We start from the raw sequence: 22,088 nt of genomic DNA, 5'->3' as shown, positions 1-22,088 counted from the left end.
ATTTCGACTGAATAAGGATGATTAAAAAAACCTGAAATGATCAATTTTAAAAAATTCACACGCTAATTAATTTGTACATTTCTTAAGACTTAGATAGTTTGAAACTCTTAAAAAGAGTATAGGTAAAACCTTGGAAGAGTGTGAATCTTTGAGAAATATTACTGTTGAGCAAGGATGACGTATAAAGGATGCCGAGAATATCAAATTTCGGTGATTTTTTTGTGCTTGAAAACGGCACAAATATCAACTTAAAAGTTGAAGTGAAGTTACTGAAAAAATCGATTTATGTAGGTAAAAATTATGGCAAATATCATTGGAACCAACGGTAATGATACTCTAATGGGCAGCGACAGCGCGGATACGATTAATGGTAAAACAGGTAACGACCTTTTGAAAAGTGGTGCAGGAAATGATACTCTCATTGGTGGTGCTGGTGACGATACCTTGAGTGCTGGCGATTCATCAGGCGATAAGCTACTGAATGGGGGCGATGGCAATGATTCTCTTTCCGTCTCTGACACCTTTGGTAATAATACCCTCAACGGTGGTAATGGCGATGATATCTTCATAGATGGCAGTGGCAAAAATGTCTTCACAGGTGGCGGTGGCAAGGATAAATTTGTTTACAACTCTTTCCTCTACAACAATAGTAAGATTGCTGATTTCGGTGCCGTAGGTAAAGGGACAAACCCGACAGCAGCAGCCATTGGGGAAGTGGACACCCTAACATTTCAAGGTGCAGGCTTGACGGCCAAAAATCTGCTGTTGACTCAGAATGGTAACAATCTGGAAATCACCTTTTCTGGAGTGTTCGGTGGTCGCAAACTCATCCTGGAAAACTTAGCCCTGGAAAATTTGGAAAACTTGAGCAAATCTACAGGAGCCACTGTAGACTTGGGCAATATTCTCTTTTATGGGCAAACTACCATCACAGACAGCTTCGATGTCTTCAATGCCAACTCCACCCAAAACACTATCTTTAACAAAAACACAGTCACCTTTCTTAATGACCTCTCCAATAATGTTAACGGCTTTGACAACTCAGATGATGTGATTAATGGTCAAGGGGGTGATGACATCATTGACGGCAAGAGTGGTAACGACCTTTTGAGGGGTGGTGCGGGCAATAATACTCTCAACGGCGGTGCTGGTAATGATACCTTGAATGTTGACTATTTACTAGGCGATAATTTGCTCTTTGGGGGCGATGGCAATGATTTTCTCTTTGCCTCTGGCTACCAATACAACTCTGGCCCCTTGTACACATACAACCTTCTCTTGTTAGGTAATAATACTCTCAACGGTGGTGCAGGTAACGATACCTTGAGTGCTAGGGGTTCAAAGGGCGATAACCTGCTTTTTGGGGGCAATGGTAATGATTTTCTTGACATCTCTGGCTATGAGTCTGGAGATGTTGGTGAGTACTACTACACCTCCACTAACTCTGTCGCGTCTGGCAATAACACCCTCAACGGTGGCGCTGGTGATGATACTTTAGGTGCTAGCGGTTCAAGAGGCGATAATCTGCTTTCTGGGGGCGATGGCAATGATTTTCTTAACATCTCTGGCAACCAGAATCGAGGTGGCGGCTACTACAACGACGATAGCTCGTCTGGCAATAACACCCTTAACGGTGGTGCTGGAGATGATACCTTAGATGCTAGCGGTTCGACAGGCGATAATCTGCTCTTTGGGGGCGATGGTGATGATTCCTTCTATCTAAGATTCGCATCCAAAGATTATATCCCCTCTAATTCTGATTTAGTGACACAAACGGTAGATGGGGGTAAGGGTGACGATGAGTTGTCAGTCAATTTTGGCGATCCTACCAGAGGAATCACAACAACATTCAATGCCACTACTAACATTATATCAATTACGGCAGGCAGGTATAGCGTTAGCTACAAGAATATCGAACGATTAAATATCTCAGGTACAGAGTTTGATGACAACATTGTGGGGAACGATAGCAACGATACGCTCTCTACAGGTTATGGTGGCAAAGATACGATAGATGGCGGTAAGGGTGACGATTTGTTGTCCGTCGATTACACCTATTATTCTGCTACAGGGGGGATTACAACGACATTTAATGCCAGTACTAACGTTGGCTCAATTACGACGGGCACGAATAGCGTTAGCTACAAAAATATCGAACGATTAAATATCTTAGGTTCACAGTACGATGATAACATTGTGGGGAACGATGGCGACGATACGCTCTCCACAGGTTCTGGTGGCAATGATACGATAGATGGGGGTAAGGGTGACGATGTGTTGTCCGGTTATTACAGGTTTGCTAGCAGAGGAATCACAACCACATTTAATGCCAGTACTAACACTGGCTTAATTACGGCGGGCACGGATGGGGTTAGCTACAAGAATATCGAACGATTAAATATCTCAGGTTCACAATACGATGATTTTATTATAGGGAACGATGGCAACGATACGCTCTCTGGGAGCAATGATGATTACAATGGTGGTCCCAGTGGCAATGATACGATAGATGGGGGTAAGGGTGACGATTTGTACTCCGTCAATCTTAACTTTGCTACCGGAGGAATCACAACGACATACAATGCTAATACTAACATTGGCTCAATTACGGCGGGCACGGATGGGGTTAGCTACAAGAATATTGAACGATTAAATATCTCAGGTACAGAGTACGATGACAACATTGTGGGGAGCAATGGCAACGATACCCTCTATGGCTACTATTATGGCAATGATACGATTATTGGCGGTGCAGGTAATGATAGCTTGAGTGCTGGTGTCTATTCAGCCAATAACCTACTCTCTGGGGATGATGGTAATGATATTCTCACAGGTGGCCCCGGTAATGATAGTCTCTATGGAGGAACTGGTACTGATACTTTTGTTTTCAATAGTTACAATAAAGGTGTTGATACTATTTATGACTTCAACGCTGCCGATGACTTAATTCAGGTATCCGCTGCTGGTTTTAATAACGATGACTCGTCATCATTTTATAGTAAGTTTATAATCGGAACATCTGCAAGGTTATCAACAGGTTCACTTTTCGCTAATCAGTTTACAATCGGAACATCTGCAACAACAAGTAATCAACGATTTATTTATGACAATATTACAGGTGCATTGTACTTTGATGCCGATGGCAGTGCGGGTGAATTTACTCAGGTAAAATTTGCACAACTTTTTGGTAGTGTGACACTAACCGAAAATAACTTTGTGGTCGTTTAATCGTGATTAGCACTCTGCTATCACTCTAAGTGTAGGTTGTGAGGTACTCTTTTGGGCACCTCATATTTGATTTATCAATGTAATTGGTGTTAACAGAGAATATGTGTTGGGTTTAGTTCCTCAACTTTCGGCATGAGTGCAGACGGTTTGCGGTATTCTTGGTTAAATTGGTTTATATCTGCATTGGCAATTTTGATAAAGTGAATTTTCGATAAATTTACTGTTCCTCAAGGGTGACAGTTGCGTAACTACTGTATATAAGTGGTGACTTGATTACTTAATCAAATCAACATAAACTTAGTCATAATTAGCACTTATAACTTATCAATTAACTGTTATAGGACTCCGATTTGATTTTTGAAAACATACTGAGACTGAAAAGCCTGTTTTATCAGGGCTTTATCTGAAATCTTGTTCAGAAATCAGATATGAGTCCTATATAACTAATTGTATACATCAACTCTTGTATGTATTAGCTTTATCATTTACTATAAAAGAGCTTTTCTAGCAAATATAAAACATAATTACTAGCAAAATCTGCAAACTTATTGCCAGTTTTCATAATCTTAAAATTATTAACCAAAACTTTAGTTTGTGGTAAAGTACAAGATGCAAAAATTCTAAACAATTAAGGGAGTCATCTTGTGGAAAAAAGAAGAAAAAATGGGAGAATGGTTCCAAAGGCTATTTCGTTCCTGTTAAATCGTATAACTTTGATTGTGCTTGCAGTCACTCTTGTGCTGTTTCTTGGAGGTAAGTTTGAACTAGCAAGCGCAACTCAACCTAACGCGGAACTAGAAATTCAAAAATTAACATCCTGTTACGCTCTGGGAACTGATGCTATTGGTAGAGGAAATCTACTAGAGGGAAAGAATATTTATCGAGATTGTTTTACTCAAGATTCAGTTCTCACTGCTATTTTTCCTAATGGGACAAGTGAAACACGTTATGGCACAGATTCTTGGGCAGATTTTGTCTATTCAGTATTCCAAGGAAATGGATATACAGCTACTCAACATTTGATGGGTACGATAAACATTTCAGTTCAAAATAATCAAGCAACGATGACTTCTTACCTCCATGCAACTCACAAACGCTCGGAAACCAGTATTGATGTCGCTAATGGCACTTATGAAGATAAAGTGGTTAACAGAAATGGACGCTGGAAAATTCGTAATCGTACCCTTAAACTCATCGATTTCTTGAATCTCAGTTCGCCAACTACTTCTTCAAGCACTAATGCCCGAAGCACTAATCCTTAGCTACTTTTGTCAGACAAAATATACCTCATTTAAAAGAATAATTCTTTAGATTGGAATAATACTAATACAGGTTTGATAAGTATTCTTTACCTCCTGATGACTGAAAAAAGGAGTGAATTAAAATATTCATTCCCTTTTTTATTTGCCACTTGAGCAAAACATAGCACAAAATAAAATACAGTTCTGAATTTTATAATTTTAAACTTTAGCAAACCTTTGCAGTCAGCCTTGATTTTGTTTGATGTATGAATAGAGAAGTTCGCGATCGCTTTGAGGATTTACAATTAAGCATGGACTATTACCGTGATTTCCATTACTGACAATAACAACAGTAATACCCATTCGTGGACAAACTCCTAAACAACTGGTGCTAACGACCCGAAATTCACCCCATAATCCCTCAAATTTTAAACGAGATTTCAACCAATTCTCTAAATCTTCGGAAGCGGTTGAGCCTGACTGCTCGTTTGCACATTGTGAACATACAAGCACCAAACCAGACTCCCATCGGGGAGAAACAGTTGGAATAGAAGTTTCTAATCGAGTATTTATTAGAGGCGATGGTTGCTGAGAATTAGATGTAAACCTCTTGAAGATACGTTTTAGCAATCTCTTAATACGCTGTAAGAATTTTTTCATAGACTACCCCACCTATTTATTAGACAGGATAGTGTAAATTTCCTGTTTAGTCTGTTCTAGTAGATCGCCCAAGAAATGCTAGCCTATGCCAAGTCGTTTGTAGACGATGTAGAATTTTCACCAATAGACGTTAAGGGGACATGATATTACTATCTTTAATTACAACTCAGTATTACAATCTAGGAGTTCCCACTCGCTGGGGAAACTATATGGAATTAAAACATGACTAAGCTGATCGAATACGAAGAAGCCAACGACGAAGTACGTGCAGTGTATGACGACATCCGCGTTACACGTCAGAATGACTACATCAATAATTTCTGGAAAGCCATAGCTAATCATCCCCCCACCCTGCAACGAACGTGGCAAGCGGTAAAGGAAGTGATGACCAGCCCTGGTGAGATCGATCCACTGATGCGCGAACTGATTTATATTGCCGTGAGTGTGACGAATGGCTGTGAGTATTGCATTGCTTCGCACACAGCGGCAGCGCGTGCCAAGGGTATGAATGATACTATGTTCGGGGAACTAATGGCGATCGCAGCCACTGCTAATATGACCAATCGCCTCGCCAACGGCTATCAAATTCCGGTGGATGAGAAATTCAAGACGTAGGAGTTTAGCCTTGTCTATTCCTACTTAAAAATCAGGTTTAGCAGAATTATTGACTATGCCTAAGGTTCAGATTAACGGAATTGATTTGTTCTACGACATTAAAGGAACAGGTGAGCCTTTGCTATTAATAGCTGGCTATCTTTGCGATCATGCCTATTGGTCGCTGATTATGCCATCACTGGTTTTGCAGTATCAAGTCATTCGCTTGGATAACCGAGGTATGGGAAGAAGTTCTGCTCCCGAAAACCCCTATAGTCTCAAACAGATGGCTAGTGATGTTGCAACATTGCTCGATCATATTGGAATTAAGCAGGTGCATGTAGCAGGTCATTCAATGGGTGGTCAGATAGCCCAAGAATTAGTGTTAGCACACCCTGAAAAGGTAAAAAGTCTGATGCTACTTTCATCTTTGGCAAAAGGTGATGCATTATTCAACAGCATCATCGAGACTTGGGGCGAACTTCCTAGTAATGTGGACCTGAAACTTTATGAAAAAGTCGTATTGCCCTGGATATTTACAGATGCATTCTACTCAATTCCTGAAATGATTGAAGGTCTGATTGAATTTGCCATCAGATATCCTTTCCCACCTGCACCTTATTCACTTTATCATCACAGCCAAGCCATTCTTAACAGTGACACAACAGACCGCCTCCAACAAATTCATTGTCCTACCTTAGTTCTGGTTGGTAAACAAGACATTCTCACTCCACTAAAGTTTTCCCAGCAACTTACTCAAGGTATTCCTAATGCTGAACTTGTAGTCATCGACCGTGGTGGTCACGGCTTCTTGATTGAATCGCCGGATGCTGTGGTTTCAGCTATACTTAATTTTCTGCGAAAGTTGAAGCCAGCTTATAGCAATTTTGGGTTTTAGATTTTGGTGAAGTAGCGTGGTGAATCTATTGTTGCAAAAATTTTGGTAAATGATATTAAGATTTCCCAAAACCACCGCCGCCAGGAGTTTCTATCACAAAAACATCCCCAGGTTTCATCTCTACTGTTGCTGTGCTATCTAAATTTTCTTCAATTCCATTCTGACGTTGTATCCAGTTGCGTCCTACTTTTCCTGCTTCCCCACCATTTAATCCAAAGGGAGGGATAACCCGATGACCAGAGAGAATATTAGCTGTCATAGATTCTAGAAATCGAATGCGGCGGACAACTCCATTACCACCCGAATATTTTCCTTTGCCACCGCTATCAGCACGAAGACTAAAGCTTTCTAAAAGTACAGGATAACGAGTTTCTAAAACTTCTGGATCGGTCAAGCGAGAGTTAGTCATGTGAGAATGAACACCATCAGTACCATCAAAATCAATTCCGGCCCCAGAGCCGCCGCAAATAGTTTCATAATATTGATATTGCTCATTACCAAAAGTAAAATTATTCATTGTTCCTTGAGAAGCGGCCATGATACCTAAAGCACCATATAAAGCATCGACAATAGTTTGAGAAGTTTCTACATTACCCGCAACTACTGCGGCTGGATAGGTTGGGTTAAGCATACAGCCAACCGGGATAATAATTTCTAGAGGATTAAGACATCCGGCATTGAGAGGAATATTATCATCAACTAAAGTACGGAAGACATATAAGACTGCTGCTTGAGTTACAGCTTTAGGAGCGTTGAAATTACTATTTAGTTGTAGAGAAGTCCCAGTAAAATCGATGGTAGCACTGCGGTTTTCTAGGTGAATTGTTACTTTAACTTGAATTTGTGCATTATTATCCATTTTATAAGTAAATGAGCCATCCTTGAGAACTGTGATCGCTCGTCTAACAGAATCCTCAGCATTAGCTTGTACAAATGTCATATAAGCTTGAACAGTATCAAGTCCGTATTGTAAAACCATTTTACGAAGTTCTTGTACTCCCCGTGCATTGGCGGCAATTTGTGCTTTAAAATCAGCTATATTTTGATTAGGGTTACGAGCAGGATAGGTATGATTTGAAAGATGCTTTCTGACTGCGGATTCTCGAAAATTGCCCTCTTCAACCAAGAGAAAATTATCAAATAGAATTCCTTCTTCTTCTACTGTGGTACTATGGGGAGGCATAGAACCGGGAGTAATTCCACCAATATCTGCCTGGTGTCCACGAGAAGCAACAAAAAATAGGGGGGTAGGGAATAGAGTATTTTCACTACTTTCCAAAAAAACAGGGGTAATTGCAGTGACATCAGGAAGGTGTGTGCCGCCGTTATAGGGGTTATTAGATAGATAGACATTTCCCGATTTTAGAGTGTTGCCTTTATCGTTAATTAAACTGCGGACACTTTCACTCATTGAGCCTAAATGCACAGGAATATGGGGAGCATTTGCTACTAATAATCCCGATGAGTCAAAAATAGCGCAGGAGAAATCCAGCCTTTCTTTGATATTCACTGATGTGGCTGTATTTTGTAATACAATTCCCATTTGTTCAGCGATAAATTGATAGAGATTTTTGAATATTTCTAAGCGGACGGGATCGGGTTGAGTTGTTGTATACATTTTTAATTCCTTAAAAAATTGTGTAGTAATCGCTTAAGCGCTCTTTTAAATACTTCAGTGTTTACTACTAGCTATCACTGTCTACTTCGGTGGAAGCGAAATGTGCAAAATTTCGCCTATTGTAGAGAAACCGGCGCGAGTGTAAATTCGCACTTCTTCTTGATGTGCCGCCATGAGAAACGCCACCGTAACACCTGCCTCGAAAGCTTCTCGCACCAACCGGGTTGTTAAGGCTCCTGCTATGCCGCGTCGGCGAAAAGCAACACGTACACCGATACCAGCGATTTCTGTCATCTGATTTCCCGGCACGGAACACACTCCAGCCCCCACGGGTTCGCCCGTTGCGGCAATACGAGCAAGTATAGCGATTCCGCCTGCTGCTAGACTATTACCAAGACGTTCACCATCTTCGGGGCTTGGTGCAGACTCTCCGTAAGCCTCGTTTTGCACTGTGACTGTAGCAAGTATCTGGGCGTGTGAAACTGGCACGATTAATTCAATATCTGGGGGAGCAGGAAGCAATTGCTCTGAACCAGGAGTACAAATCATAAGTGGCAAGCGTCCCTCAACGGTGAAACCAGCAGCTACTAGGGCCTTCTCGACAGCAGGCGCAAGAGAAGCTACATACTCTAAACGCGGTTTTCGTTTGCGACTTTCATAGGCAGCGATTAGTGCCTTGACGTCGGTGAGTGAAGGTGTGGCTGCGTCCTTGGGGATGGCATAGTTAAGAAAAGGATTGGCGCTATGGCGGTTAAAGCTAGCCAAGAAAGGCCCTATTTGCTCCGTATGACGTTGCTGGCTTGCCGCGAAGCGCAAATATGACTGAATGCGAGAGTCCATGAATGAATAGCCTTTTGATTGTAAAACCGTGTTGAGGTTAGTGAGGGTGAGTATTTTTCAGCAATAGCTAGTTTATGGACGTTCTAAAATTAGATGGTTCTGTTCAGTTAATTTCGCTTGCCAATTAGGTTCAACTACAATTGTGCTAATTTTTTCCACAACGATCGCAGGGCCATTAATACTATCTTCTGGTTGTAAATCTTCCTGTCGATAAACAGGAGTATCGTGCCATCTATCAGCAGTAAACATCCTTACTGTCTCAACAGACACGGGAACTTCATTTAAAGAACGAGTACGAATAATTAAAGGTTCTTCGGGAGTATCCATTTTCTGAATTACTTCCACTGAAGCAGATTCAACAATTAAGCTTTTCTCTAATTGAATAAAACCGTAGCGAGATTGATGTTCACTCTCAAACTCTTGTTGCATCAATACCAAATCATCAGCAAAATTAACGGTCAAGGTAGAGTTAGTACCCTGATATTTTAGGTGAGCTTTTCGGATTACTTCTACTTGACTCAGTGCCTCATCTATTTCACTTCTAGCTTGAGCTTCTAAATATTCTATTAACTGCTGTAGTTGAGGAATTAATGCTTGAGTTAAAGGTTGCTCAACTCCTCCTTCTCTAATCGCCCGGACATCAGCCAATCCCATCCCATAAGCAGATAAAACTCCAGCATAAGGATGTAGAAATATTTTTTTCATTCCCAAGGTATCGGCAATTAAACAAGCAACTTGCCCACCTGCACCGCCAAAACAACAAAGCACATATTGGGTAACATCATAACCGCGTTGCAGACTGATTTTTTTAATTGCGTTCGCCATATTTTCCACTGCGATCGCCATAAATCCTGCGGCTACTTCTTCGGGAGTAGAATGATTTAACGTAGTGGCTTGAATGTCTTGGATTAATTGGGTAAATTTTTCAAGAACAATATCTTTATCTAAAGGTAAATTGCCATCAATGCCAAAAACTGAGGGAAAATATTGTGGGTGAATTTTACCTAATATCACATTGGCATCAGTAACCGCTAATGGTCCCCCGCGTCGGTAACAAGCAGGCCCAGGATTTGATCCAGCAGATTTAGGGCCAACACGATAACTAGAACCATCAAAAAAGAGAACAGAACCACCTCCAGCAGCAATGGTATTAATTGCTAATACAGGAACTCGCATCCGCGCCCCAGCAATTTCCGAATCTAGTTGTCGTTCATACTCTCCTTTAAAGTGGGCAACATCTGTACTTGTCCCTCCCATGTCAAAAGTAATAACTAACTCGAAACCTGCCCTTTTACTAGTTTGAACTGCGCCAACGATACCACCAGCCGGGCCACTTAAAATACTATCTTTTCCTTGAAATTGTTCGGCTGCAACTAAACCGCCATCAGATTTCATAAACATTAATTTGACGCTGGGTAACTGACTTGTTACTTGATTAACGTAGCGGCGCAGAATAGGAGTTAAATAAGCATCGACTACTGTTGTATCTCCTCGGCTAACCAACTTCATTAACGGACTAACTTGATGGGATACGGATATTTGAGTAAAACCGATTTCTTGGGCAAGTTTAGCTATTTTTTGTTCGTGAGCAGGATAGCGATCGCTGTGCATAAAAACAATAGCACAACTCCGAATTCCTGTATGGTAGACTGCTTGTAAGTCACTTTTGACTTGTTCAATATTTATAGATATTAATTCATTTCCGCTAGCATCATAGCGTTCATCTATCTCAATCACCTGTTCAAAAAGCATCGTTGGTAAAATTATCTGGCGGGCAAAGATATTAGGACGGTTTTGGTAGCCAATTCGCAGTGCATCTTTAAACCCTTTGGTGATCAGAAGAACAACCCTGTCTCCCTTTCTTTCTAACAGAGCATTTGTTGCTACTGTTGTCCCCATTTTTACTACTTCTATCGCCTTAGTAGGAATGGGTTCGTTGCTAGCAATACCCATGATATCTCGAATACCTTGGATGGCTGCATCTTCATATTGTTCGGGATTTTCTGAAAGTAGTTTGTAGATTATAATCGATTGCTGATTAGGCAGAGTCACAATTAAAAAACGTTCAGGATGTTTTGAAACTCCATCGATAATTGCTTGATTATTAGTAACAGCAACAACATCTGTGAATGTACCACCACGGTCTGCAAAAACCTTCAACATTACTCTGCTTCCTCAACACTATAGAGGTAGCATAACAATAGAATTTAGAGTATTTATAGTTCCTCAATTTGAAGTTTTGATTTTTCAACTAGTGAGGCGGGTTAGCATAGGCGTAGCTCGTCGTATACATCGCTACATCCAATCCAGGCATTGCGTCTGAGAAATTGTAGCTATCGCAACCAGTAAGTTGAAGCATTCTTAAATTCATAATCATGCTATTAAGCTTGATTTGAAAAGTGTAAATTGACGGCGATCGTCAGAATGTGCAGAACTCGCGCTATGTGCTGAGTCAACATTCTGCTCATTCTGCATATACTCATACAGAAAATTCAGCAAGTACATTAAAGACGCATTGCCTTCTAAATAATTGTTCGGAGCAATGTAATACCCCGCACCTCCAGCTAGAAAGACATCTGCTAGTGGCTGAACCCCACACATACACGAAGCATTAACTACAATATTCCAATCCAACTTAAGAAATTGGGCAAAATCTTCTGGACAGATGACATCGTTATATGGATAATTACTCCTGATTTCTTCCACCAACTCAGGTAACAGTAAACCTCGTTCATCGCCATGTCCAGAAATAATAATGACATCGTGATCGGGTTTGCTAGATAGAAAATCAACAATCTGAGCAGAATTACCAACCCACGTCATTGTTACAGATGCTCCCTAGTATTCTGCTGCATAGCGGACAGCATGAGCTTCTAAGCCTGTTTCAATTTCTATGATATGAACTTTAATCACCAGGTCACTTCGATAAAGCTGTCCAATTCTGAACTGTAACAGATCAATTTTCAAATACGCTTCAATTCAAGAAGTAAGCGGTACAACTATTTATTATACGGAAAGTTTCCGTATAATCTTTTTCACAATCCTAATATATCAAGCATGAAAGTCAGGTGACTATGTTACCTGTTTTTTATACTTTAATTTTTAACAGTAATAGAAGCCAAAGAAAAACTTCGGCCGCCGCAAGTGACTTCTTGATCTTAACAGCCATCTTGATACGGTCGGTATGCAAGCGGATTGTTAGCTGACGGACGTAAAGGCGAGAACTTCCGGATATCTTATATCATGTCCTGTTAAAGATTTATCATTTAGAGGGCAGGAGAGCAGGGAGCAGGAAGCAGGGGGAAAGAGGCTTTTGGGATTTTTGCACAGATACAGTAATCATACGTGATTAGCCGGACATGATATTACTTGCGATCGCCTGATCGCACCATCTGCGAATGATTATTACCATGACAGCGCAGACTGATGTCCTTCGTGAGCATTACAGGGATTATCCTTTAGTCTGATTGGCACAGGTTGATTTCTAGTTTCAAAATTAGGTGGAATGCTCATCTCAAGCGGATTAATTTTGATGTTCACAAACTGGCTGGCGCGATCGCAACAGTATTTCTAGTCTTCACATTTTTCACAGGATTTTGCTGGAGCTTCGGTGAGTTCATCAACCCGATGATTTATGCGGCTACATTTCAGCAAATAGCAAACTACTCCAGTTTACCACAATCTACACACAAGTAGTTTTGCTTACCCCTTTGTTTGCGATTTTTACGGATATGATTGGAGTTACAACGCGGACATTCCATGAAGATTCATCCTAATTCATATTCTCATTGTGCAACGCCAAATTTTTCAAGGATTTATCTAGGCTGTAACATTTTCAAGCAAGAGTTAGCACAAAATTGCGGTAAAATTATTAATAAAAAATATTATTAATTAATACCAACTGTGACCATTACCCCTACACCAGAGTGGCAAGAATGGTGGGCAGAAGCTGCCAAAAATAGCCCACAAAATCCATCACAACCATTTGAATTCTATTGTCAAGTACCTCAGCAACTGGGCAAAGGATATACGCGAGATATTGAGGTGTATCCCCAACTGTGGCTGGGGATTAGTAACTGCGAATACTATGATGAAATACAGAGCAAAAGAGATGAAGGTGTTCACCCTTTGGATTTTGCTGTTCTCCTTTCAGGAAAAATTAGAGATGAATTTGGTGGGCAAATAGGAGAAGGATACACACTTATTTCGGGTGGTGGCATTAAACAAAAGATGACTTGTTTGGATTCGCAATCACAAGTAGGTATTAGCTTGTGTATGCCTCCTGAGTTGTTGGCAACCTTTTTTCCAACAGTCGATGGAGAAATTCCACCGCAACTACGTTTTTTGGCAAAAGCTAACGAGTGGCAGACATTGCTTTACCCAAAAACCACAACGGCAATACAGACAGTGGCACAGCAAATCTTCGACTGTCCTTACCACGGGATGACAAGGCGTCTGTATTTACAGGGTAAGGTACTAGAGTTGATGGCGTTGCAACTTGACCCCTTTTTAGCTGAAGAAGCTGGAGTGCAACCATCACCAAGATTAAAAAATACAACGATCGCTTGCATTTATCACGCTAGGGAAATTTTGCTCTCTCGTCTGGAAAATCCGCCATCGATACTAGAATTAGCCCAACTTGTGCAGGTTAGCGAGCGCACTTTGCATTATGGGTTTCGAGAATTATTTGGTACAACAGTGTTTGGTTATCTCACACAGCAACGGATGAAACAAGCAGAGCAACTTTTGCGCTCTGGGAAGGTGAGTATTGCCGAAGTTGCCAATTTGATTGGTTATTCCCAGCCAGCAAGCTTTGCTGCTGTTTTCAAAAGAAAATTTGGGATTACACCCAGTGAATGTTTGTCAGGGAAAAAGAATATTTTCGGAGATTAATGCAGTTTTGCGATTTCTAATTGCAGTTTTGCAATAGACACGCTTGCCAGTGCCACTCTACACTAAGCTTCATTGCAATTAATAAATATCTGGAATAAATTCTTTAATTAAAATTGTGTGGGGAGTGGCATGAAAAGTCGGCAGTTGAATATCTATTTGCTGGCAGCAACTTTGGTAGGTATGATCGTTACTCTAGTAACTCAAAGAGTTGCCGCACAGGTAAAATTTGATAATAATACTCAACAAGCTTCTATTTTGAAGCAAGGTAGTGGTCATCGAAAAATCCGACAACCCAGCGAGTTAAAAATCCCTCTCACTAAGGCTGAATATTTGTTAGTGCAGTCGCCCACGCCGACTAACCCCCCTTCTGTCCCTGCTTCACTAGGGCAGAAACAGAGTTCTGTTGTACCAATTACAGGGGTGAAAGCTAATCCCACAGATAAAGGTATAGAGGTAATTTTAGAAACCCCCTTTGGGACTCAACTGCAAGTTACAAATCGCAGTGCTGGCAGCAATTTTACTGCAGATGTATCTGGTGGACAATTGCGCTTACCGTCGAGCAATGCTTTTACATTTCGTTCAGATAAGCCACTTGCGGGAATTACAGAAATAATAGTGACAAATATAAATGCAAATACTGTGCGAGTAACGGTGGTGGGTGAAAAGGCTTTACCAAAAGTTGAGTTATTTGATGATAATGCAGGTCTGGTTTTTGGTATAACTTCTGCTGCAATTGCGACTTCTCCACCACAACAGCCTCAACAACAGCAACCAGCGAGTCAAACACCATCGGCACAGGATGAGCCGATTGAATTAGTCGTGACGGGTGAGCAAGACGGGTATCGTGTACCAGATGCTAGTGTGGGTACACGAACCGACACACCCTTGCGTGATATTCCCCAATCGATTCAAGTTATACCCCAGCAAGTGCTACGGGATCAAAACGTCACTAACCTGGCTGAAGCACTCAGAAACGTTCCGGGTGCAGGGTTTGGAAATCCTGCCAGATCTCTGTTCGATTCATCTATTATCCTCCGAGGCTTTGATTCTGGTAACAATGTCTTGAGGAATGGGTTAAATGAAAGTCCGAATAATAATAACATTGGCTTTGAGACGGCAGGGATCGAACGGATTGAAGTGCTGAAAGGACCTGCCTCCGTTCTGTATGGTCAAGCTGCACCAGGAGGAACGGTTAACTATGTCACCAAGCAGCCTTTGAATCAACCCTACTACTCGGTGGAAGCGTCTGTGGGTAGTTTCGACTTTTATCGCGGTGCGCTCGACCTTTCAGGATCGCTCAATACCAGCAAAACCGTGCTGTACAGACTCAACCTGGCGGCTCAAACGACGGAAAGTTTCTTTGATTTCTTCGAGGGACAGCGATACTTTGTTGCACCAACTCTCAGTTGGCTCCTTAGTGATCGCACAAAATTGACTATAGACTTTGAATATTTTGCTAAACCCCAATCTGCCGATTCAACCTATGCTCTGCCGCTTGTGGGAACTGTGTTGCCAAATCCGAATGGGAAAATACCCCGCAATCGGAATGTGGGTGAGCCAGATGACACAGAAAGTTTGTATACGACACGAGTTGGCTATGATCTTGAACATCGGTTTAGCTCTAATTGGCAGATCCGAAATGCCTTTAGATTCCTACAAGCTGAAGCACCCAGGACATTTATGGCTGGCTATGACCTAGCGGATGATAATCGGACTCTGAGCCGATTCTTTGGATCTCAGAGCAACAACGGCAAATCGTTTAACTCTGACACCTACGTTGTGGGTAAGTTTTCTACAGGTAGTATTCGTCATCAATTGGTCACAGGTATTAGTCTCACTAGACAGGAAACCAATTTTACTGGGTTTGGTCGCGAAGCTGCTCCCATTGACCTATTCAATCCTGTGTATGGTCAACCGCTTGGTGATGTTGATTTTACGTTTGATATTTCTGGTAGCATAGACACACTAGGCATTTATGTGCAAGACCAAATCACCCTGGCTGAAAATTTGAAGCTGCTGCTGGGCGGACGCTTTGATACGTTTCGGCAAACTGACGAAGATCGGCTGGCGAATACAGAAACCAAGCAGTCTGGCAATGCCTTTAGCCCTCGTGTGGGCATTGTCTATCAGCCGATTGTGCCCATCTCACTCTATGCCAGCTACAGTCGCTCCTTTACCCCAACCCTTGGCACTGGCTTTGGTGGCAATGTCTTTCAACCGGAACGCGGCACCCAATATGAAGTTGGGGTCAAAGCAGACTTGAATAGCCGACTAGCGGCGACACTTGCTCTTTATGATCTGACTCGTTCCAATGTTTTAACAGACGATCCAGACAATCCTGGCTTTTCTATCCAAACAGGTGAACAGCGCAGCCGAGGTGTTGAACTCACCTTTCAAGGCGAAATTCTGCCAGGATGGAACATCATTGCGGGCTATGCCTACACCGATGCCAAAGTGACTGAGGACAACACGCTTCCCGTGGGTCTTCGTTTTCGCGCCGTTCCTGAAAATACCTTTAACCTGTGGACAAGCTATGAATTTCAACGGGGTAGTTTACAAGGGTTCGGCGCTGGCGTAGGATTATTCTTTGTCGGAGAACGGCAAGGGGACACATTAAATACTTTTCAACTACCCAGCTATTTCCGCACGGATGCGGCGATTTTTTATAAACGCAACAGGTTTCGTGCTGCTCTTAATTTTCAGAATCTATTTGATGTCGATTACTTTGAAACTTCTTTCAATAGGTATCGAGTTTTTTATGGCGATCCGTTGACGGTGCAGGGGACGATTTCATGGGAGCTTTAACTCCTCCCCAGCCCAACCCTTGCAAAGGGAACAGAGCCATTTATCAGCCAAGATTTTCCACAAGCTTACAACTTTGGGTCGTATTCATCTGGTTTAAGTTAGTGAGAATTATACCTGACGACCCCCTGACAATCCAAGGCACAATTTCCTAGCAGTTTTGAGTAAACCCTATAGGTATCCTACGCTTTTATCTTTCAGATGAAGCGTAGAGATTCACTTTTTCTATTATGTGAAGTAGGTATTAATCATTTTAAAGATATTGGCACTGTGTGACATAAGTATCTGCGATCGCAGATTGTACAAAATCTCATGCCTCAATTTTTTACAGGCCAACAGGTTTCGCGCTGCCCTTAATTTTCGCAATCTATTTGATGTGGATTATTTTGAAAATTCTGTCAATAGGTATCGAGTTTCTTATGGCGATCCGTTGACGGTGCAGGGGACAATTTCATGGGAGTTTTGACCCTCCCCTTGCAAAGGCCGGGATTCGCTGCACGCTGTTATTCCTGGTTATCGGGAAAGAATACCTCCTCAATCGGCATCTCGAAAAGGCGGGCAATTTTGAACGCTAGCAACAGACTCGGATCATATTTGCCTGTCTCAATGGCATTGATAGTTTGCCGCGACACCTCCACGCGCTCGGCTAAATCCGCTTGCGACCATTTGCGCTCAGCCCGCAGCACGCGCAGCTTATTATTCATCGATATCGCCATGCTGACCACACCCAAATCCAGCTTATCTGAGGAAACCCGACCAGTTGTAACCAGCCGTAGGTGAAGGTTAGCACTGCCGTATCGGCAAATCCGAAGCCGAGCGCCTCAAGGTGAAACTTCCGAAGGAAATGTAATTACGGCTGACTGGACGCAAGAAACCCTTCCTTCTTAGTTAGATCCCATCTGGCAAGGGGTGGTTCGACCACAGGGATTGGTGCGTTTTGGTCTATCGGGACTTAAACATTTTTGAGGAATAAATAAACCTCAAACCCTTGCGGGGTAAGGGAAATACACCAAATGTTCGAAAACGCCTGAAACCCAGATATATTAACAAACCAAGCAAAACAATGTCAAAACCCTTTGAGATATACGTTTGAGGTCATTTTATCGGTGTTTTTTGCCTAAGTCCCACTATCTGGTTTCATTAAATCTCTGCGCGAGATGCTGACGTTTTTGCTGATGCGTTTGGAGTTTGGTGCAGGGCTGTGCTGATTTGGAATGTTCCGCGCTGTGTGGGCGAACGGGAGTACAGAATTGATAAACACCAACTTTGCTAAGGGAACTCCTTCAAGCTTGGTTAGGTAGCGATTGAAATGAAATTCAACAGGGTTATTTGCATCTGTATTCAAGAGTTAGTCTGTCACGGTAAAATTGATGCTATTAGCATTAATTTGCAGATATCTAGCAGTTGCCAGCTATGACCATCATCCTTACGCTCAAAGAGTCACAAGAACTTTGGGATGAATCTATCCAAAACAGTCGCCATAATTTTCCGTCACAAGAACTTGATTTTTACTCTCAATTACCCAGGCAACTTGGTAAGGGACAGATACAAGGTATCGAATTACATCCTAATTTCAGGCTAGCAATTATTGACTATGAGTACGACGACCATATAGTAACTAAATTCCCTACTTGGGATCACCCATTGCAATTCGCGGTTTACCTTTCAGGAAAAGCAGTAGATGAAAACGGTGGAAAGGTTGGAGAAGGATATACACTCATTTCTGGTAGCGGTGTTCAACGAAAAATGACTATCCAGGAATCTGAACGACTTATAGGTGTGAACATCGAGATGGCTCCTGAATTATTAAGAAATTTTTTCCCTACTGAGGATGGGAATATGCCTCTGGAGTTGGATTTTTTAGTCAAGGGTGATGACTGGCAAACATTACTTTACCCAAGAACCACACCAGCAATACAGGGAGTAGCACAACAAATTATCAACTGTCCTTACCAAGGAATAATAAAGCGGATTTATTTGCAGGGAAAGGTAATGGAATTGATAGGTTTACAGCTGGCTCCCATTTTAATAGAGCAGAGCGGATTGCAACCATCGCCGCGACTTCAGGCAAACACCATTTCTCGGATTCATCACGCTAGAGAAATTTTACTTTTCTGTCTAGAAAATCCACCATCATTATTGAAATTAGCACAGCAAGTAGGAGTAAGCGATCGCACTCTCCGACGCGGATTTAAAGAGTTATTTGGCACAACAGTATTTGGTTATTTAACTGATAAACGCATGGAGAAAGCAGAACAATGGTTACGAGGCAACACCTACAACGGACAATGCCAATACACTGTCGCAGAAGTGGCAAATTTAGTCGGCTACTCAAACCCTGCACACTTTGCCGCTACTTTCAAACGGAAATTTGGGATTACACCCAGTCAATGTTTGTTGGGTAAGAAGTCCGTTTTGCGATGATCATGCCGTTTTGGGGTAGACTCGACCATTAACACTTCTCTATACTTAGCCTTACCGAACGAAATTAATAATTATATTCAATAAGTCAGGGCAAACATGACCTAACAGTGTTTGGTTAATGTTTAGATCCCCCAAATCTCCTTTTTTCAACAAAGGGATCGTTTCACCATCACAGAAAGTTGAGAAAACCAAAGTGTCTATCGTTTATTAGTGTGAGAGGAGTGACATGAAAGGTCGGATTTGTTTGCCCAAAATGCGCTTGTTGTTAGTTGCAAGCTTAATCGGATATATTTTCAGCTTTGTGGTGAGTGAGCCTGTTTTGGCACAGGTGAAAACAAAGGGTAAAGAATCAACAACAGATATTCAATTCCCAGTTAATAATAGTGGGTTGCTTTGGCAATCGTCAACACCGCAACCAACCCCATCTGTTGAGGTTGTGCAAATCACAGGAGTCAAAGCAAATCCTACTACTATTGGTTTAGAGTTGATTTTACAAACAACTGTTGGGGAACAATTACAAGTTACTAATCGCAGTGCTAGTAATAATTTTATTGCTGATATTCCCAATGCCCAACTGCGTTTACCTAGTGGCGAGGGTTTTACGTTTCGCTTAGAAAAACCCTTAACGGGTATTACTCAGATAAGTGTTATCAACTTTGACAATCAGACTATCCGGGTAACGGTGGTAGGTGAAGCGAGTTTACCGACTATTGAGTTGTATGATAGCGATGAAGGTTTGATTTTTGCTGTGGCATCTGCTACACAGCAGGGAGAACAACCACAAGCATCACCAACGCCATCAGCACAGAAACCAGAGAGTGAAACTCAAAGTCAGCCACCATCAACACAGGGTGATCAGCCGATTGAGTTGGTGGTGACAGGTGAGCAAGATAGCTATAGTGTGACAAATGCGACAACGGCAACAAGAACAGACACCCCCTTGCGTGACATCCCTCAATCAATTCAGGTGGTTTCCCAGCAGGTGATTAAAGACCAGCAGGTCACGCGACTGGAAGAAGCACTACAAAATGTCAGTAGTGTAACTTTCCGGGGAAATACTCAAGGTCGTGGCGAAGTGTTCTCAATTCGCGGATTTGGTAGTCCTTTCAGTCCTACTCCCGTTCTGCGGGATGGCTTTAGAACCTACAGCTTTTACCAAGGATTTTCAGAAGTTGGTAGTTTAGAGCGTGTTGAAGTGCTTAAGGGTCCAGCTTCTATTTTGTACGGAGACATTCAACCAGGTGGATTAATTAACCTAGTTTCCAAACAACCCCTCAGCCAGCCTTTTTATGAAACAGAACTGCAAATCGGTAGCCAGGAGCTTGTTCGCCCCCGCTTCGATATCTCTGGTCCACTCACAACTGATGGTAGTCTGCTCTATCGGCTCAACGGGTTGTACCAACACTCGACAAGCTTCCGGGACTTCACCACAGATCGCGATCGCTTCTTCATTGCACCCGCACTGAGTTGGAAGATTGATCAAAACACCGATCTCAGTGTTTCTCTAGACTATATCCATGACAAAGGTCCAGCAGATCAAGGTCTCCCTGCCCTGGGAAATAGAGTAGCACCCATTCCTTACAACCGCGTTATCAACGATCCAGACGATAACATTACCAATGAATACCTCACTACAGGTTACAGCTTCGAGCACCGATTTAGCGATAGTTGGAAGATCCGCAATACCTTTCGCTACATCTATAGCAGCTACAACTACAACGTGGCTGCGGTGCCTTTAAGCATAGATGACACAACAGGTATCGAGAATCGAGTCTTTGCTACTCAAGACTCAACAGAGCGCTCTTATTCTTTGCAAACGAATGTGCAGGGCAAGTTTAATACCGGAGCGGTCAAGCATACATTCCTATTCGGGGTCGATTTCAACCACAGTGACCAATCTCTTAATGGTTATGGGGACTTTTTTACGCTCGTTCCTCTCGACATTTTTAACCCAGTGTATACCCCCAAACCTAACGTCGAAACGTTTCCACTTGTAAGTGGTACACAAGAAAACGACAATCGCCTGGGGATTTATCTACAAGATCAGTTTTATTTACTAAAGAACCTAATTGTGTTGGCGGGTCTGCGCTACGACACTATTACTCAAAAAAGCACAACCGCAGCGGCACTTTTTTCTAGTGCTGGGGAATCGACTCAAGATAATGATGCCGTAACCCCCCGCGTTGGCATTGTTTATCAACCGATCAAAGAACTCTCTCTCTACGCTAGCTATTCCCAATCCTTTACGCCAAACTCAGCAACAACAGTGAGTGGCACTCCGTTGGAACCAGAGCGGGGAGAAGGTTACGAAGTGGGGGTGAAAACCGATCTGCTCAACAGCAAACTGTTTGCCACCCTAGCCTATTTCGATATCACCAAGCGCAACGTGGCAGCGACCGACCCGAATAATCCCTTGTTCTCCATTGCGACAGGAAAGCAGCAGAGCAATGGGGTTGAGCTAGACATTACTGGCGAAATCCTGCCGGGATGGAAGGCGATCGCCAACTACGCCTATATCAATGCCAGGGTGACAGACGATACGGACTCAGCTCTGGTTGGTAGCCAATTACCGGGTATTCCTTTCCATAGTGCGGGTTTGTGGACAACTTATCAACTCCAAAGTGGGAATCTCAAGGGCTTGGGTTTTGGCATTGGTTTTAACTACGTCGGTGAGCGCCAAGGCGGCTTGCCTAATAGCTTTCGAGTGGATAGCTATTTCGTGCCCAATGCTGCCATTTTTTACCAGCGAGACAACCTGCGATTCGCTGTGAATTTCAAAAACTTGTTTGATGTTGACTACATCAGAACAGCAAGCACTGGTCGAGCCAATGGAATCGAACCTGGTGAACCTTTTACGGTGATTGGCTCTGTTTCCGTACAGTTTTAACGA

The 22,088-nt window shown here is 42.3% G+C and carries 16 protein-coding genes and 2 pseudogenes; 10 read left to right on the top strand and 8 right to left on the bottom strand.

All coding sequences use genetic code 11. From position 1 onward, the window contains the following. The first annotated feature begins 300 nt into the window (after positions 1 to 300). On the top strand, positions 301 to 3,228 hold the full coding sequence (locus tag V7K56_RS14240; RefSeq protein ID WP_334911463.1) for a beta strand repeat-containing protein: 2,928 nt from the start codon (positions 301 to 303) through the stop codon (positions 3,226 to 3,228). A gap of 671 nt (positions 3,229 to 3,899) precedes the next feature. Beyond that, positions 3,900 to 4,490: a nuclear transport factor 2 family protein gene (locus tag V7K56_RS14235; RefSeq protein ID WP_334911461.1), complete on the top strand. Its 591-nt coding sequence runs from the start codon at positions 3,900 to 3,902 to the stop codon at positions 4,488 to 4,490. A gap of 222 nt (positions 4,491 to 4,712) precedes the next feature. On the opposite strand, the gene V7K56_RS14230 is transcribed toward V7K56_RS14235, so the two are convergent. Then, the gene (locus V7K56_RS14230) at positions 4,713 to 5,129 is read right to left on the bottom strand and encodes a (2Fe-2S) ferredoxin domain-containing protein (protein ID WP_334911459.1); all 417 of its coding nucleotides are present in this window, start codon (positions 5,127 to 5,129) and stop codon (positions 4,713 to 4,715) included. 222 nt (positions 5,130 to 5,351) lie between these two features. On the opposite strand from V7K56_RS14230, the gene V7K56_RS14225 reads away from it, so the two are divergent. Both V7K56_RS14225 and V7K56_RS14220 read left to right on the top strand, forming a co-directional pair. Then, on the top strand, positions 5,352 to 5,744 hold the full coding sequence (locus tag V7K56_RS14225; RefSeq protein ID WP_334911457.1) for a carboxymuconolactone decarboxylase family protein: 393 nt from the start codon (positions 5,352 to 5,354) through the stop codon (positions 5,742 to 5,744). Between the two features lie 55 nt (positions 5,745 to 5,799). Next, positions 5,800 to 6,621: an alpha/beta fold hydrolase gene (locus V7K56_RS14220; protein WP_334911455.1), complete on the top strand. Its 822-nt coding sequence runs from the start codon at positions 5,800 to 5,802 to the stop codon at positions 6,619 to 6,621. A gap of 55 nt (positions 6,622 to 6,676) precedes the next feature. On the opposite strand, the gene V7K56_RS14215 is transcribed toward V7K56_RS14220, so the two are convergent. The 4 genes from V7K56_RS14215 to V7K56_RS14200 form a co-directional block, all read right to left on the bottom strand. Continuing rightward, complete coding sequence (locus tag V7K56_RS14215) at positions 6,677 to 8,239, bottom strand: hydantoinase B/oxoprolinase family protein (protein WP_334911453.1); 1,563 nt, start codon at positions 8,237 to 8,239, stop codon at positions 6,677 to 6,679. Positions 8,240 to 8,320: 81 nt separating this feature from the next. Further along, on the bottom strand, positions 8,321 to 9,079 hold the full coding sequence (locus tag V7K56_RS14210; protein ID WP_334911451.1) for a GNAT family N-acetyltransferase: 759 nt from the start codon (positions 9,077 to 9,079) through the stop codon (positions 8,321 to 8,323). A gap of 72 nt (positions 9,080 to 9,151) precedes the next feature. After that, complete coding sequence (locus tag V7K56_RS14205; RefSeq protein ID WP_334911449.1) at positions 9,152 to 11,242, bottom strand: hydantoinase/oxoprolinase family protein; 2,091 nt, start codon at positions 11,240 to 11,242, stop codon at positions 9,152 to 9,154. A 210-nt stretch (positions 11,243 to 11,452) separates the two neighbouring features. Further along, positions 11,453 to 11,902: a hypothetical protein gene (locus tag V7K56_RS14200; RefSeq protein ID WP_334911447.1), complete on the bottom strand. Its 450-nt coding sequence runs from the start codon at positions 11,900 to 11,902 to the stop codon at positions 11,453 to 11,455. Positions 11,903 to 12,556: 654 nt separating this feature from the next. Here V7K56_RS14200 and V7K56_RS14195 point away from each other — a divergent pair. Further along, positions 12,557 to 12,775 (top strand): PepSY-associated TM helix domain-containing protein, encoded by a 219-nt coding sequence (locus V7K56_RS14195; protein WP_334911445.1) that lies wholly within the window; start codon positions 12,557 to 12,559, stop codon positions 12,773 to 12,775. Here V7K56_RS14195 and V7K56_RS14190 read toward each other — a convergent pair. Beyond that, positions 12,751 to 12,840, bottom strand: a pseudogene (locus tag V7K56_RS14190) (transposase-like zinc-binding domain-containing protein); the annotation flags it as partial. The gene V7K56_RS14195 and the pseudogene V7K56_RS14190 sit on opposite strands and share 25 nt — an antisense overlap. Positions 12,841 to 12,982: 142 nt before the next feature. Between V7K56_RS14190 and V7K56_RS14185 the strand changes: the two are divergent. Both V7K56_RS14185 and V7K56_RS14180 read left to right on the top strand, forming a co-directional pair. Beyond that, the gene (locus V7K56_RS14185) at positions 12,983 to 13,972 is read left to right on the top strand and encodes an AraC family transcriptional regulator (protein WP_334911443.1); all 990 of its coding nucleotides are present in this window, start codon (positions 12,983 to 12,985) and stop codon (positions 13,970 to 13,972) included. 129 nt (positions 13,973 to 14,101) lie between these two features. Next, the gene (locus V7K56_RS14180; RefSeq protein ID WP_334911441.1) at positions 14,102 to 16,777 is read left to right on the top strand and encodes a TonB-dependent siderophore receptor; all 2,676 of its coding nucleotides are present in this window, start codon (positions 14,102 to 14,104) and stop codon (positions 16,775 to 16,777) included. A 500-nt stretch (positions 16,778 to 17,277) separates the two neighbouring features. Here V7K56_RS14180 and V7K56_RS14175 read toward each other — a convergent pair whose 3' ends face one another. Continuing rightward, complete coding sequence (locus V7K56_RS14175; protein WP_334911439.1) at positions 17,278 to 17,478, bottom strand: helix-turn-helix transcriptional regulator; 201 nt, start codon at positions 17,476 to 17,478, stop codon at positions 17,278 to 17,280. Positions 17,479 to 17,611: 133 nt separating this feature from the next. Between V7K56_RS14175 and V7K56_RS14170 the strand changes: the two are divergent. Next, positions 17,612 to 17,725, top strand: a pseudogene (locus tag V7K56_RS14170) (SAM-dependent methyltransferase); the annotation flags it as partial. A gap of 166 nt (positions 17,726 to 17,891) precedes the next feature. On the opposite strand, the gene V7K56_RS37095 reads toward V7K56_RS14170, so the two are convergent. Then, entirely contained in the window at positions 17,892 to 18,119 is a 228-nt protein-coding gene (locus tag V7K56_RS37095) for a hypothetical protein (RefSeq protein WP_442940041.1), read from the bottom strand. A gap of 68 nt (positions 18,120 to 18,187) precedes the next feature. On the opposite strand from V7K56_RS37095, the gene V7K56_RS14160 reads away from it, so the two are divergent. Together V7K56_RS14160 and V7K56_RS14155 are read left to right on the top strand one after the other, a co-directional pair. Continuing rightward, the gene (locus V7K56_RS14160) at positions 18,188 to 19,198 is read left to right on the top strand and encodes an AraC family transcriptional regulator (protein ID WP_334911437.1); all 1,011 of its coding nucleotides are present in this window, start codon (positions 18,188 to 18,190) and stop codon (positions 19,196 to 19,198) included. Between the two features lie 226 nt (positions 19,199 to 19,424). Further along, entirely contained in the window at positions 19,425 to 22,085 is a 2,661-nt protein-coding gene (locus V7K56_RS14155) for a TonB-dependent siderophore receptor (protein ID WP_334911435.1), read from the top strand. Positions 22,086 to 22,088 lie beyond the last annotated feature (3 nt).

Origin of the sequence: Nostoc sp. (assembly GCF_036917535.1) — a bacterium.
Taxonomy (GTDB): domain Bacteria; phylum Cyanobacteriota; class Cyanobacteriia; order Cyanobacteriales; family Nostocaceae; genus Nostoc.
The sequence above is the reverse complement of the archived record's forward strand: the minus strand, read 5'-3'. Positions and strand labels throughout refer to the sequence as shown.

Excerpts from the sequence above, each read along its gene's own strand:
- V7K56_RS14240 (WP_334911463.1), top strand. The coding sequence starts at position 301 with ATGGCAAATATCATTGGAACCAACGGTAATGATACTCTAATGGGCAGC.
- V7K56_RS14235 (WP_334911461.1), top strand. The coding sequence starts at position 3,900 with ATGGTTCCAAAGGCTATTTCGTTCCTGTTAAATCGTATAACTTTGATT.
- V7K56_RS14230 (WP_334911459.1), bottom strand. The coding sequence starts at position 5,129 with ATGAAAAAATTCTTACAGCGTATTAAGAGATTGCTAAAACGTATCTTC.
- V7K56_RS14225 (WP_334911457.1), top strand. The coding sequence starts at position 5,352 with ATGACTAAGCTGATCGAATACGAAGAAGCCAACGACGAAGTACGTGCA.
- V7K56_RS14220 (WP_334911455.1), top strand. The coding sequence starts at position 5,800 with ATGCCTAAGGTTCAGATTAACGGAATTGATTTGTTCTACGACATTAAA.
- V7K56_RS14215 (WP_334911453.1), bottom strand. The coding sequence starts at position 8,239 with ATGTATACAACAACTCAACCCGATCCCGTCCGCTTAGAAATATTCAAA.
- V7K56_RS14210 (WP_334911451.1), bottom strand. The coding sequence starts at position 9,079 with ATGGACTCTCGCATTCAGTCATATTTGCGCTTCGCGGCAAGCCAGCAA.
- V7K56_RS14205 (WP_334911449.1), bottom strand. The coding sequence starts at position 11,242 with ATGTTGAAGGTTTTTGCAGACCGTGGTGGTACATTCACAGATGTTGTT.
- V7K56_RS14200 (WP_334911447.1), bottom strand. The coding sequence starts at position 11,902 with ATGACGTGGGTTGGTAATTCTGCTCAGATTGTTGATTTTCTATCTAGC.
- V7K56_RS14180 (WP_334911441.1), top strand. The coding sequence starts at position 14,102 with ATGAAAAGTCGGCAGTTGAATATCTATTTGCTGGCAGCAACTTTGGTA.
- V7K56_RS14175 (WP_334911439.1), bottom strand. The coding sequence starts at position 17,478 with ATGAATAATAAGCTGCGCGTGCTGCGGGCTGAGCGCAAATGGTCGCAA.
- V7K56_RS14160 (WP_334911437.1), top strand. The coding sequence starts at position 18,188 with ATGACCATCATCCTTACGCTCAAAGAGTCACAAGAACTTTGGGATGAA.
- V7K56_RS14155 (WP_334911435.1), top strand. The coding sequence starts at position 19,425 with ATGAAAGGTCGGATTTGTTTGCCCAAAATGCGCTTGTTGTTAGTTGCA.